The 14158-nt window shown below is 68.6% G+C and carries 5 protein-coding genes; all 5 read right to left on the bottom strand.

Annotation, left to right across the window (positions count from 1 at the left end; translation table 11 throughout):
• Positions 1-136: 136 nt before the first annotated feature.
• The 5 genes from ACFY3I_RS12350 to ACFY3I_RS12330 all read right to left on the bottom strand — a co-directional run bounded on the left by ACFY3I_RS12350 (position 137) and on the right by ACFY3I_RS12330 (position 13667).
• On the bottom strand, positions 137-952 hold the full coding sequence (locus ACFY3I_RS12350; protein ID WP_390860524.1) for an SAM-dependent methyltransferase: 816 nt from the start codon (positions 950-952) through the stop codon (positions 137-139).
• 325 nt (positions 953-1277) lie between these two features.
• The gene (locus ACFY3I_RS12345; RefSeq protein ID WP_390860523.1) at positions 1278-2558 is read right to left on the bottom strand and encodes an IS701 family transposase; all 1281 of its coding nucleotides are present in this window, start codon (positions 2556-2558) and stop codon (positions 1278-1280) included.
• A gap of 362 nt (positions 2559-2920) precedes the next feature.
• Complete coding sequence (locus tag ACFY3I_RS12340; protein WP_390860522.1) at positions 2921-3337, bottom strand: hypothetical protein; 417 nt, start codon at positions 3335-3337, stop codon at positions 2921-2923.
• Positions 3338-3511: 174 nt separating this feature from the next.
• On the bottom strand, positions 3512-4024 hold the full coding sequence (locus ACFY3I_RS12335; RefSeq protein WP_390860521.1) for a hypothetical protein: 513 nt from the start codon (positions 4022-4024) through the stop codon (positions 3512-3514).
• 31 nt (positions 4025-4055) lie between these two features.
• Complete coding sequence (locus tag ACFY3I_RS12330; protein WP_390860520.1) at positions 4056-13667, bottom strand: LamG-like jellyroll fold domain-containing protein; 9612 nt, start codon at positions 13665-13667, stop codon at positions 4056-4058.
• Positions 13668-14158 lie beyond the last annotated feature (491 nt).

Here is a 14158-nt window from a genome sequence, read left to right as displayed (position 1 = left end):
CCCTGGTAGCTCGCGCAGGTGTGTGTCTGTTCAGACCGGCCACCCTCCGGAAGGTTGCGCACCCCGGAGGAGTCCCTTCCGACCCGACAGCACACCCTGCACCGGCCACCCCGGGAGACCACTCCCGTGGGCACGCCTACGGCTTGCGCGCGAGCCCACCGTGCTCGGCGACGACCACCGGGGCGTCCGACCCCGGCTCCGGACGCCACTCGGTCACCGAGACGACACCGGGCTCGACGAGCTCAAGCCCTTCGAAGTACGTGGTGATCTCGTCGACGGAACGCAGGTTGTACGGGACGGCACCGCTGTTGTTGTAGGCGTCCTGGGCCTGCTCGAAAACGGGGTCGATGCCACGGGACCCGTCGTTGACGGACAGGTAACTGCCCGAGGGCAGTGCCCCCATCAGCCGCGACACGATGGAACGGGCCTGCTCCAGATCGCCGACGTGCCCCAGGATGTTGCTGAGGATGAGCGCGGTGGGACGACCGAGGTCCAGCGTCTTCGAGGCGGCTTCCAGGATGCGGTCCGGATCCGTCACCGTGGCGTCGATGTAGGCGGTCGCGCCTTCCTCGGTGGAGGTCAGCAGGGCGCGGGCGTGGGCGAGCACCATGGGATCGTTGTCGACGTAGACGATCCGCGCCTCGGGGGCGATGCCCTGCGCCACCTCGTGGGTGTTCTGCGCGGTGGGGAGCCCGGTCCCGACATCGAGGAACTGCCGGATGCCGGCCTCGGAGACGAGGTACGCGATGTTCCGCCGCAGAAAGGCCCGACTGCTCCGGGCGATGGTGACGATCCCGGGAAACACCTCGGTGTACGCGTCCCCGGCCGCCTCGTCGACGGGGTAGTTGTCCTTCCCGCCGAGCCAGTAGTTCCAGATACGCGCGGAGTGCGGCACCGTCGAGTCGATCTTCTGCCGCTCCGCCGGCTCGGGCGTGGGCACGGGGTCACTCATGAGTGGTGTACGTCCTTCAACCGGGGGCGGGGACCGTTCGCGGCACATCCTACGACCGAACACCCTTTCGTTGAGGGCTGGTTCGCGTGATGCCGAAAGAGCAGGAGGAGGCACTCCGCCCGTCACCGCGAGGCCGGGTACAGGGGCGAACCACACCTGAAACTCGTAGAGTTCACGCATGACTGACGACCTCGACGTTGTGCTCGGCCGCCTCGACGCGAGCGCCGCCTAATAGGACTCCGTTAGGTCTTTCTTGATCTTGTTGTCGTGCGGGTTCGGATGGGGAGGGGTTGGTGGCAGCTGGTGCAGGTCCCGGTCCAGCACCTCAGGGTGTCCTGGAGTGCGTCGAGGATCTGGTAGAGGGTGAGGCTGGGTGCGGTGCTTTTGGGGCGAGGCGCTGTTCGGTGAGGAATGCGTGGGCGGCGGTCACGAGGGTGACGTGGTGGTGCCAGCCGGGCCAGGAGCGTCCTTCGAAGTGGTCCAGGCCGAGGCCGTGTTTGAGCTCCCGGTAGTCGTGCTCGATGCGCCAGCGGACCTTGGCCAGGCGGACCAGGTCGGCGATCGGGGTGTCGGGCGGGAGGTTGGACAGCCAGTATTCGCTGGGCGCTTCGGCTCCGACGGGCCATTCGGCCAGGAGCCAGCAGTCGGGCAGAACTCCGTCCCACCAGCCCTGCTCTGCCGAGACCGCTGCTTTGATCGGTCGTTCGACGGCTTTGCCTGCCGGACGCACGCGCACGGCCGCGAAGCGGGAACGCAACTCCCCTTTCGAGCCCTGCCGCCATGTGAGCGGGGTGAACGCCTCCGGGCCGAGGTCGGTGGCAAGGACTGCCACTGACGGTGCCTTCTGGCGGTAGCGAGGCTGAGGCCAACAGCCCACATCTCCTTTGCGGTCCGGAGCCATGGGCTGTGCGTCGAAGGGGTGGGCGCTCACGTCCGACCGGATGGACAGGACGTAGGTGAGTCCTCGCGCGGACAGGCCGGCCCGCAGGTGGGCGTTGGTGCCGTAGGCGGCGTCGGCCACGACCGCCGGCGGTGTCATCCCCCAGCGCGCGAGGCTGTCGAGCATGTCCAGGGCCAGCCGCCATTTCTCCCGGTGCGCGACCTCGGCCGGAACCAGGGTCCTGGTGCGGCGGTGGCTGTCCGCAGTCCATTCCTCGGGCAGGAACAGCCTCCACTGCAGGGGGCACGAGGCAGTGTCACTGGCAGCGTGGACACTGACGGCGACCTGGCAGTTCGCCCGTTTGCCCAGGGCTCCGCAGTACTGCGGAGCCACCCCGACCGACATCCGGCCGTCCTTCGGCATCGACACATCGTCGATCACCCAGGCCACCGGATCGACCCTCGGCAGCAGCCGTTCATTGATCCGCCGCTGCACGGGCGCCGGATCCCAGGTCGACTGGTTCACGAACTGCTGCAGGTTCTGCTCATTGCCGTCCGGCAGCCGCGCAGCCATCGCCTGGATCGACTTGCGGCGCCCGTCCAGCATCAGTCCCCGCAGATAACAGTCCCCCTTGGCCCGCTGATCCTTCCGCGGCACCGAAGCAAACACATCGGCCACGAACAACGCCAACGTCGCCCGAACACGCCTCACTTCATCTAAGTCCACCACCCCAACATGCTCTTGATCAGCGCAAACCGAAAGACCTAACGGAGTCCTATTAGGAGATCAGACTGCTGCCGAGGCGGGTGTACCCGGCCTGCACCGCTCCGGCGTGACGCGGTCGCGTACGTAAGTGCGAAAACAGTGTTACTGAGAAGTACTTCAAGTAAGGCGAAGGGCCCGATGCGGCCAGTGGGACTTCCCGGGGACAGTCGACCGAGAGGCTTCGGGCGTGAGGTTGGCGGTATGCCGCCTGGCCTCAGCGTCCGTGACCACCGGCCCGCCGGCCCGCACCAGGCAGGACGAGGTTCTCGCCGGCCAGCCGCCGATCTGTCGGGGTGAGGTTCTCACGCGGGCGCAGCCACCTGTCACCCGGCAACCGCGTCGGAGAGGCTCCGCACACTCACCGCGTCCGGGTCCAGATGTGTGGTCCCGCGCAACGGTCGGCCGGAGATCACCACGAAGCGGACATGCGGGGTGCCCCCCGACGCGAGGCGGAGGGCGACAGCCGAGCGAGCTGCGGTGCCCGTGGTGACGACCACCGAGCAGCGAAGCCGCACGAGCGTGTTGACGTAAGCGACGGCGTCCTCCCCGGCCGGCAGGCGGTAGCGCTGGACGACGATGTTCGAGCCACGCGCCCCGGCCGTCTTCTGCATCGCGGCCCACGTGCCCGTCGTGTCCACGTCTGTGGATGTCAGGAGACAATCCCGGGTCGCGGTGTCGACATGCGACACCGGCTCCGGCGCGTGCACGCCGTCCTCCGGAGCAGCACGCAGGAACCACACCAGGACACCCGCCGTCACCAGGGCCGCCCCTGCACCCAGCAGGGCCCCCAGGCGCCGCCGTGAGACGCGCAATGTCATCGGTACGCCCTCTGTTCCTCGTTCTCAGAAGTTGCTGATGTCGCACCCGGTGAGGCCGAAGTCGCCGGCAGGAACAGCGAAGGGAGGGCACCAGGGTCAGAAGCCTTCAAGGTCGTCGCCCTCGTCGAGCAGACGCTGTTCTTCACGCCATGATTCGAACGTGGCCGGCATGGCGAGCTCGGCCCCCAGCGGCGGACGGATCTCCCCTTCCACCAGACGCAGAAGGAACTCGGCCATCCCCACGCCGTACACGTGTTCCTGGCGACGGTTCCTGGGCCGGAAGATCACCTGCCACTGACCCGGTTCACCCGCACAGCGCCACATAAAGTCGTCACCGGCCTCGTTCGAAGCCCAGGTCAGCACCCCGCCCTCAGGTGGCCGCTCGGCCCGGAAGAGCAAGTGGTCCTCGTACGGATACCCCTCGAAGGGCGGCGTGCGGACGCCCATCGAGTCACTGATCGTCCCCATACCGTACGTCGCGACGAAGTCGCGGTAGTCGGCTGGGAGTTCCCACCCGGTATCGGTCCGCAGTGCGTCCCAGTCGACCGTGTCGCCACCGTCCGGGGGCGGGGGCATGACACGGCTCAGTTCTTCTACAGCCCAGTGCATGGTGTCCTCGTGGCGAGATCCGATGTGTTGGTCATGACGTGGGAACGTCCCTGCCGGTGCGCGAGTCCACCACCGTGCCCAGGTTGCGCCAGCCCTGTGGCGTGTTCATGAGGTTCACCACTTCCCGAGTGGTGGTCCCGACCAGGTTCCCGTCCCGGTCCCAGGCCGTGGCGGTCATCACGTAAGCCTCAGCTGTGACGCGGTTGCCCACATACCTGGGGTGTACGGAGTACAGAACAGTCTCACCCGCCTCCACCTGGGCCTGCACCTGATTCTCGAATTGAACCATGTTGTCCATGGCCCCCAGCCCGCCCCGTTCGGGGAAGGCATTCGCGTCCCGCCCACAGGTCGAGAGGTTTCTCAGGTCGGTCCCGGAACCGGAGAGCTGGCTGCCGAGGAGGTGGCAGTTGTTCACCGACACCTTGGGCACCGCACCGAGGTGCCGGGCGTACCGCTGTGCCCAGGCGTAGCCGGGTGGACGGATGTCCTTGGTCGTGGCCGATCCAGCATGGTCGTCCACGAATTGCTCGTTCAGGCAGGCGGTCACGCCTTGAGCGCGGCCGCCGTGCGAGGGATCCGTGCTCTGGTAGTCGACCCACCCGTCGCCGTTCGCCGCGCAGGTTGAGGACTCGTCGTCGCGGGGCGCGCAGGCACCGGTGACCACGCAGACGGCGGCGGTCGTGAGGCCGGCGGCGACGGCGGAAGCGGCATTGCGGACCGAGTTGCCGATGTTGATGCTCACGGTCGGTGGCTCAGCCGCGGCCGAGATCGAGTGGACCTTCAGCGTGGACTTGCCGATGGACGCGGTGATCTTGATGGCGTGGGCGCGGATCGCCGCGCGGCGCGCCGCGGCGGCGGCTGCCGCTGCCGCAGCTGCCCTGGCCGCGGCGGCCGCCTGTTCCGCGGCGCTGACGCCGCTGCCCCCGCCGCCGCAGTAGTAGCACGTGCCGCCGCCGGAGCCGCCGCCCCCGGAGCCGGATCCCGAGGAGGAACGGCCGCCGCTGTGCGAGGGCCTGCTGTAACGGGTCTCGCAGGCCATCGACCAGTAGTCGACGCACTCTCCGGACGCGGCGTGGGTGGCGCTGCCGCTGGAGCTGGCGGCATGGGAGTGGCTGTGCGTGGTGGAGCTGGAACTCCCCCAGCTGGATACTGAGTTCCATGCGTCCGAAATGCTGTTGGACAGGCTGGAACAGTACGCGATGCAGGTGCCGACCAGGGCCGTGCCCAGGAGGTAGGCGCCCTCGGCTTCTCCGATGCACAGGTCCCACAGGCAGTGCCCGCTCGGGTCGGTCCCGGTGAGCGGTGCGTCGTTCGCGTAGGCGTAGTCGTTCGCGTTGACGCTGCTGCCGACCGCCGGGTTGTCGACCGTGTCCGCCGAGTCGAAGCCGCCTGTGCCGGGGCTGTACCAGCGGGCGGCCATGTTCACGTTGCCCGTCGCCGGGTCGGTGTACTCGCTCTGGTAGCCCGCGCTGCCGGTCAGCGTGGAGGCGGAGACAGTGCCCCACGGGTCGTAACTGGCCGATCCGGTCAGCGTACTGCCCGTCGCCGTGAACTGGCCGATGACGTCGGTGTGCAGGTCGGTCCAGGCCAGGGTGGCCCCGGCCGCTGAGGACTCGCCGGTGAGGGCGCCCGAGGGATCGCGGCTGTAGGTGGTCGTGCCGTCGGAGGCGACGGTGTTGTCGGTGCCGGAGTAGGTGAGTGCGGTCGTGCCGTCGGTCATGGCACGCCCCAGAGCGTCGTAGGTGTAGGCCGTGGCTCCGGCGGTGGCCTGCTGACCGTAGGCGTCGAAGGTGTATGTCGTGGAGCCCTTGGCGGCGAGGGTGCCGCGTGCCGTGTAGCTGTAGTCGAGCGTTCCGTCGGAGGTCAGCTGATCGCGAGCGTTGTAGGTGTAGGTCTTGGCGCCCGCGGTCAGGCGGTTGCCGTCGCCGTCGTAGGTGTAGCCGGTGGTCGTGGCGCCGGATGCCCAGGACGTGAGGCGGTCGGCGTAGTCGTAGGTGTACGAGTTCGTCGCGGCGCCCTGGAATCCCGTGGTGGTCTTGGACGTCAGGTTGTCGTTCTTGTCCCAGTCGTAGCCGACCGAGGCGATGGTGGTGCCGGCGGCGGTGGTGAGGATGTCGGAGGTGAGGCGGTGCAGGGAGTCGTAGCCGTAGTTGCGGACGTCGCCCGAGGTGCCGTAGGTCACCGACATCGGCTGGGAGAGGGAGTTGTACCGGTAGGTGAGGGCGGTGCCGGTCGCCGCGTCCGTGTCGGTGTGCAGGCGGCCGTCGGTGTCATAGGTGTAGCTGCTGGTGCCGGAGGCGTCGGTGCGGGTGGCCGGGTTCTCGTCGGCGTCGTAGGTGAAGGACGAGCTGCCCGCCTGGCCGGAGGTGGTGAGGGCGTCGCCGAGCGCGTTGGTGTCGTAGTACTCCCAGGTGCTGCCGACGGCCGAGGCCACCAGGTGTCCGTTCAGCGAGTAGGCGAAGTGACGGTCGGCGGTGGCCGCGTCGGCGCCCGTACCGGTCTGTGCGGTCAGGTCGTCCAGGGCGTCATAGGTGTTGCTGAGGGTGACGCCACCGGGGTCGGTCCGGGTGACGAGTCGGCCTCGTTCGTCGTAGGTGTAGGTGGTGGTCCGGTCGGCGTCGCTCGTGTAGCCGGTGACCGCCGGGACCTCCTTGCTCGCCTGCAGGCCCAGCGCGTTGTACGTGTAGTACGTGGGGTCGCCGTTGCCGTCGGTGTACGCGGTCTGGTGGCCGGCCGTGTCGTAGCCGAACCTGGTGGTGATGCTGGTGCCGTCGGTGACCGGCTCCGTCTGCTTCGTCAGGTCGCCGACGGCGTCGTACTCGTAGCTCGTGGTGTGCTGACGGGCATCGGTGGCCGTCTGGAGTCGGCCGTCGTTCGTGTAGGCCGCGGACGTGGACGAGAGCACCGTGCCGGCCGACGTCTGGTTAGCGGTCGCGGTCTTGCGGCCGGCCGCGTCGTAGGTCGCCGTCTGGACGCTCTGATCCGGCAGGACCGTCTTGATGACGTCGTCACGCAGGTCGTAGGTGTAGGACGTGGTGTCCCCGGTCGTGTCGGACACGGTCCGGGTCCTGCCGAGCGCGTCGTAGGTGTAGCCGTCGGAGACACCGGTGACGGACGTCGTGGAGGCGACCCGCCCCGCGCTGTCGTACGCGGTGTCGACCTCCTGCTTCGTCTGTGCGGTCGTGGAGGTGTAGACGTACTTCCAGGCGCTGCTGTCGCGGCCGAGGTCGTCGTAGCCGTGGTGGGTGACCGAGCCGTACGGGGAAGTCTCGGTGAGCTGGTCGCCGGCCAAGTCGTAGGAGTAGGAGTAGGTGCCCCGGGTGGCGGTGCCGGAGATACTGATCGCCGGGTTGGTCCGCTTGACCAGGTCGCCCAGCTGGTCGTAGGCGTAGTCGGTCTCGCCCTTGGCGTCGGTCTCGGTGAGGACGTCGCCCGCGGCGTCGTAGGTCCACGCGGTGGTGGCCGAGGTGCCGTTGTACGACGGGAGGGTGGTACCGGTCCTGCGGCCGTCCCGGTCGTAGGCGGTGGCGGTGATGTGGCCGTCCGCGTCCTCTGCCTCGGTGCGGTCGCCGAAGGTGTCGTAGCCGTCGAGGGTGATCGGGTACTCGGTGTCCGTGGCGCCGGTGCCGGGCGCGGTGACGGTGATCGTCGGGCTGGTGGTCGTGGTGGGCCGGCCGGCCTCGTCGCTGGCGTAGTGGGTGACCTGCTGCTCGGCGTCGGTGGAGGTGACCTTCAGTTCGCGCTTGTCGTAGGTGGCGCTGGTGGTGAGGGTGAGAGAGCTGGAGACGTACTGCGCGGAGGACAGCGTGTCACCGGCCGCGTCGTAGGTGTACGTCCACTTCTGCGCCGGGTCGCCGGCCCGGTCGGTCTGGGTGGACGTCAGGACGCGCGAGTCGGAGTCGAAGGTGTACGTGGTCGACCGGCCGAGGGTGTTCGGGTCCTCGGTGGTGCCCGTGGTGCGGTCGGCGGCGTCGACCGTGTACGTGGTGGTGAGTGTGCCGTTGGCGGTGGTCTTCGCGGTGAGGTTGCCCGCGTCGTCGTAGGAGTCCTGCTCGTCGACGTAGCCCGTGCCGGCGGAGCCGGTGCGGGTGATCTGCTTCGTCAGGCCGTTGTCGTAGTAGGCGTAGGTCGTGGTGACGCCGATGCCGTCGGTGAGGGTGTGGAGGTGGCCGGCACCGTCGTAGGTCCGCTGCTCCAGAAGCTTGGCGGCGGAGCCGCCGGGAGTGGCCGACGAGCCCGTGTAGTTGGTGAGGGTCGTCGTCAGCTGGTTGGCGTCGGCGTCGTAGGTGAAGGCGTAGGACTGGCCGTCGGCGTCGGTCTCCGTCTGCTTGTTGCCGTAGGAGTCGTAGGTGAAGGCGGTGGTGTGCTGTTCGGGGTCTGTGACGGTCTTCGGTTCGCCGACGTCGTTGTAGACCGTGCTCGTGCTCCGGGCCGTGTCGCCGCCGGTGGTGTCGGAGACCGTACTGGTGAGGGTGTTGCCGTCGGCGTCGTAGGTCCTGGTCGTCAGGGCCGTGTGGACGACGTTCGCCCGGACGGCGTTCGTGGTACCGGGGTCGAGTTCGGTGAGGACGCGGCCCAGCGGGTCGTACGTGTAGCGGGTCACCAGACCGGCCGGATAGGTGTCCGAGATCTGGGTCTTGGTCAGGACCCGGCCGACGGCGTCGTACGTGTACCGGGTGACCAGGCCGAGCGGCGAGGTCTCCTGGGCGAGGTCTCCATTGGCGTAGTAGACGTACGAGGTCGCCGCGCCACCCGGGGTGGTGGTCGAGGCGAGCAGGCCCGCGGGGGCGACCGTGCCGGATACGTAGCCGGCCGTGGTGGACGTCGTGTACGTCTTCTTCGTCGTCAGGCCCGCGCTGTGGCCGGTGACCGCCGGTGTCGTGGTGTTCAGCAGGTTGCCGTTGGTGTCATAGCTGTTGACGGTCTGGTAGGCGGTGTCCGTCGAGCCGGCCGAGCGGCCGTCGGAGGAGGTCAGCAGCTGGTCATTGCGCGGATCCGTGTCGGAGGAGGTGTTGAGGTAGTACGTGAAGTACGACGTCGAGCACTTGGCCGCCGACTGGTCCTGGCACGTGGTCCGGGAGACCACGTCGCCGCGGGAGTTGTGACCGGTTGTGGTCACGTCACCGTTGCCGTCGGTCGTGGTGTACACGAAGCCCGAGGTGTCGTACCCGTAGGAGGTGGTGGCGCCCGTGCCGTCGGTGTCGGTGAGGATCCGGCCGCCGTCGGACAGGTCGTAGGTGCTGCTGAGGGTGTTGTTCCCGGGGTCGGTGACGGCCACGGACTCGGTGGCGACGGTGCCGCCCGCCTGCTTGTAGGCGTTCCACTGCGTGGCGACCTGGGCGGAGGTCAGATTGTGGCCGTAGAAGGCGACCTCGGCGATGGAGCCCTTGAAGTAGCTGACGTCACCGGGCGAGTCGAGCCAGCTCTTGGCGAAGCCCGCGCCGATGTAGGTGAGGGTGTTGGACTGGTCGGCGGGGGTGCCGGAGAAGGTGTCCTGCTTGGTGCCGTCCAGGAACAGCGCCTGGCTGTCGACGTCACAGCTGAGCACCGCGTAGTGCCAGGCGTTGTCGGTGACCGTGCCGGTGGAGCCGAAGTCGGCGCTGCCGGAGCCGCTCACGCTCCACCAGTGGCCGTGCAGCTTGCCGTCGGAGCCCACGTACAGCACCGGCGTCCAGGTGCCGGCGGCGGCGGTGGCCCCGTCGATGGCGGTCGACTGGTCACCGATGAGCACGCCGGCGGTGGACGTCTTGAACCAGATGCCGACGCTGCGCTTGGTGTCGGTGTGCAGCAGGTCGGCGGGGACGGAGACATAGGAGTCGGTGCCGTCGAAGGAGGCGGCGGTGTTCGCGGTGCTGTCCTTGGCGCTGAACGGCCCGCTCACCCCGAGGGTGACGTTGTTGAAGGTGCCGTCACCGCCGTCGACCTCGTCGTCCGCGTAGGCCGCCGAACCGTCGTCGCTGTCGTCGCCGAGCTGCCAGTACCCGGCCGGGTCGGCGCCCAGGACCGAGCCGCGGAAGACCGCGCTGGATCCGGCCACGGTGGGGGCGCCGAGCTTCCAGGTGCCGCCGTGCTCGTCGGTGACCTGTGTCAGGCGGTCGGCATCGGTGTCGTAGGCGACGGCCGCGGCGGTGCGCCCGGCCGGGCTCACCTCCTTGGTCAGCAAGGCCGCGCTGGTGGTGCCTGCCGCGTGGAGGTCGTCCGCCTGGGAGGCGGTGAGGGGGTGGCTGTAGAAGGAGACGTCGGAGATGGAACCGGTGAAGTAGCTGACGGCGCCCGGGGAGTCGATCCACGAGTCCGCGAACCCGGCACCGATGTAGGTGTCGACGTTCGACTGGTCGTCCGGGGTGCCCGAGAAGGTGTCCTGCTTGGTGCCGTCCAGGTACAGGGTCTGGGTGCTGCCGTCGGAGCTGAGCACGGCGTGGTGCCAGGCGTTGTCCGTGACGGTGCCGGTGGAGCCGAAGTCGGCGCTGCCGGAGCCGCTCACGCTCCACCAGTGGCCGCGCAGCTTGCCGTCCGAACCCACGTACAGGACCGGCGTCCAGGTGCCGGAGGCCGCGGTGGCGCCGGTGACCGACTTGGACTGGTCACCGATCAGGACGCCCTTCTTGGACGTCTTGAACCACAGCGACACCGCGCGGGTGGTGCTGGCGTGCAGCAGCCCGGCCGGCACCTTGACGTATCCGCTGCCCGCGAGGGTCGCGGCTGTCGCCGAGGATCCGGTGAGCGGTCCGGCGGAGCCGCCGAGCGTGGCCGACTTGTAGCTTCCCGCGTCCGTCTGCTCGTTGGCCAGGACCGAGGAAGCGGCCGTGGTGCTGCCGGACGCCTCGTCGAGGCGCCAGTACCCGCTCGGGTTGGCGTCCAGGGCGGCGGCCGGGAAATTGGAGCCGGACTCGTAGGTGTACGCGTAGCACGAGGTCGACGCGGTCGACGGAGCCGAGGTGGCGGGCGGGCACACCGAGGTGAGCCGGTCGCCGGTGTAGCCGTAGCTCCACAGCGCAGCGGTGCTGGTGTCACCGCTGGTGGCCGCGTCGGTCGTGACCGTCTGCACGTGGTAGTGGGCGGCGCCTGACGGCTTCGACCAGGCGAAGTACAGGGTGCGGCCGGAGACGTTGTTCTTGATGGTGCTCAGGCGGTGCGACGTGTCGTAGGTGAGCGTTTCGGTGAGGCCGGCGTGGGTCTTGATCTGCGACAGCAGCCAGACGTTCGTGCCTCCGCCGGTGTCGAAGATGTAGGTCGTGCCCGAGGTCTCGGTCAGCGAATATCCGGCCGAGAGCGCCTTGAAGGTGCCGTAGGTGCCGGTGGGCGGGGTGTAGCCGGAGGCTGAATAACCCCAACGCTGCTGCTTGCCGCCGTCGTCCGTGATCACCACGCTCTTGGATCCGTCGTCGTCCACGACGGCGCGCATGTCGGCGAGCGCCGACCAGCCCGCGCCGAACGCCCCGGCGGTACTGGTGTCCAGGGAGTTGTAGGAGCGGGCCACCTGCAGGTCCGGGCCGACGGTGGACACGTCGGCGTCGGTGGCGGAGGTGGTGAAGTTGCCTGCCTCCTCGTCGTAGCCGTGCCCGCCGTTCTGCGCCAGGCGTGAGGCGACCAGGGGTTGGGCTACCAGGGTGGACAGGGATCTGGTGCCGCTCGTGGTCGTCGACCAGCCGTCGTTGGCGGAGACGGTCCAGTAGTACGAGGTCGACCAGTCCAGGTCGCCGGATGGGACCGTCCACTTGGTGGACGTCTGCCAGCCGGAGGTGTCGATCTGCTTGCCCGCCGAGGTGTAGACGGCGAAGTCGAACTTGAGGGCGGAGTTGGGGAAGGTGTCCGGGTCGACGGCCTTGGCCTGCAGTTGCGGGCGCAACGACGGCGAGACGAAGCCGGCCGCCGGGTTGGTGCGTTCGATGTCCGGCACCGAGTTCTTGCTGTAGGTCACCGTGATGTACGGCGCGTGCGAGTCGACCTGGGAGGAGTCGAACTTCTTCCACTGGTTGGAGCTGGTGCCCGAGGAGAACACGGACAGGCCGTAGTTGCTGGTCTCGCCGAGAGCCACCTTCTGGAACCAGTCCGTGTCCAGACTGGTGGTCTGCCACTGGCCGGTGCCGGTGGAGACGGAGGTGTTCCCGCACACGGTGTCGGAGACGGTGCCCGACCAGGTGCCTATGGACGCGGCCGTCGCCGGCCGGTCCGACCAGGACTTGCTGCCGGTCACCCACCACTGCTCCGTGATCGGCATGACGTTGTACGAGGTGGACGAACTGCACGTGTACGCCCACACGTCGAACAGGTGCAGGGAGGCGGCGCTGATGTGGTAGCCGTCGCTGTCCGGCAACCCCAGAAACTTCATGAACGCCTGACCGATGTAGGCGCCGCCGTCCGGGGTCCCGACTCGCATGGTCGTGTCCGACGAGTAGTCGGCGGTGTTCGGGTAGTAGACGTACGTCGTGAGGGTCTGGCCCGCGGTCGACACCGTCATCGTCGGGTCGACGGTCACCGGGAACGCGATGTCGGAGCCGGACAGCCAGGAGGTGTCCAGCGACATCCTCACGGCCGGGGTGCCGTCGACGTCGGTGACGCTGTAGGTCATGCCCCAGTTGTCGTGGGACTCTCCGGTCGCCGGGTCGACGTAGGAGTCCCGGGCGAACGGCTGGGGCAGCGCGGCGGCGACCGTGCCACTGCCGTCCACCAGCTCCACCGTCCCGTCCGCTGCGGTGGTGAGCGTCAGGCCCTTGAGCGACATCGGGAAGACCCAGCTGGTCGGCGCGTTCGCCGAGGCCAGCACGAGGGACTCCTTGACGCCGTCGGCGGTCGGCGCGAGCACGAGGTTCGTGTCGGTGAGGACGCCGTCGTACTCGACGGACGAGCCGGAGGCGGTACCGGACACGGCATTGGCACCGGCCAACGACCAGGACACCGACTCCGCGTCGGAGATGGTCAGCGTGGCCAGATCACCCTGGGCGGAGGTACCGGAGCTGACGGTGGGGCTGGGGGTGGCCGTCGGATCGTCGGCCTGGACGGCGGACGTGGTCTTCCAGCTCAGGGCGGCGGGCACGACCGAGCCGGTGCCGCCGGCCCGCAGCGCGGACTGCCGTACGGAACCCGCCGTGGCCGGGGCGAAGGACACGCCGAGGGAGTTCGCCTTCTCGTGCCAGCGGCCGTCGTCGTCCTTCGCCACCCGGGTGTCGATGGACTTCCAGGTCCCCGTGTCGTCCTTGTAGTTGATCCGGGACTGCGACATCTTCCGGGTGAAGGACCCGTCGGTGTTCTGGAAGTAGTCGAACTGCGCGCCGGACTTGGCGGCGACACGCTTGCTCGTCTTCGGGTCGAAACCCACGGACGCCCTGCCGGAACGTTCTTTCTCAGCTCGGGTGCTCGGCGTCTTCCAGGCGGCCAACTGCCCCTTGCCCTTGCCCGGTGCCTTCCCCGAGGGCCGTCCGGGACCACTCTTCGCGGCACGCACGTCATGCGCCGAGCCGGTCTTCGACCCCGGGCCCGGACCGTCGGAGCCCGACAGCCACTTCCAGACCTGGTCCAGTCCGGCCCCCAGGGAGGCGGACGGCCGCGTCGCCGCGTAGGCCGCGCCTCCCTCCTGAGCCCAGAAGGACACCAGCAACGGCACCACGGCCAGCCACACACGCCACCGCGACAGCGGACGCACCCCACCCACCGACCTTCACGAACGCACCGCCAGGAAACAGAGACAGCCGGAGGCGTTCGGGCTTGGCCGTAAACGCACAGGCTGCGGCGACAAGTTGTAAGCGCCACGTGAAGGAGATGACAAGATCCCTTTTGGCAACCCTGAACACCCCTTTGGCAAGCTCTGAACAACCCACCCGGCCGCAGCCACCCGTTCGCACGTACGACACCGCGACATCACCTGTACGCCAACTATCTTGCAGGGGCGATTCGAACACGCGGCCGCCGTCATCCGCCGGACGAGTGCGGCGGGTGCCACTGGCCCGACCGGTACTCGTCCAGCAGCCGCCGGCTCGCGACCGTGAAGGGGTGCCCGGGCCTCCGGTCGCCTTCCCGCCGTGCGAGGACATCAGCCATCAGAGGGCGGTTCGTGACGCGATGCCCGTTTCCTGGTGTCTTTGAACTCGGGGTGGGTTCCACCTGCGGCGCGGGTCGAGTGCCTCGCCAGGGAGA

The organism is Streptomyces sp. NPDC001068 (genome assembly GCF_042897315.1).
Classification (GTDB): domain Bacteria; phylum Actinomycetota; class Actinomycetes; order Streptomycetales; family Streptomycetaceae; genus Streptomyces.
The sequence above is the reverse complement of the archived record's forward strand: the minus strand, read 5'-3'. Positions and strand labels throughout refer to the sequence as shown.

What these genes read in the sequence shown, in the direction of transcription:
- ACFY3I_RS12350 (WP_390860524.1), bottom strand. Translation starts at nt 952, where the DNA reads ATGAGTGACCCCGTGCCCACGCCCGAGCCGGCGGAGCGGCAGAAGATC.
- ACFY3I_RS12335 (WP_390860521.1), bottom strand. Translation starts at nt 4,024, where the DNA reads ATGCACTGGGCTGTAGAAGAACTGAGCCGTGTCATGCCCCCGCCCCCG.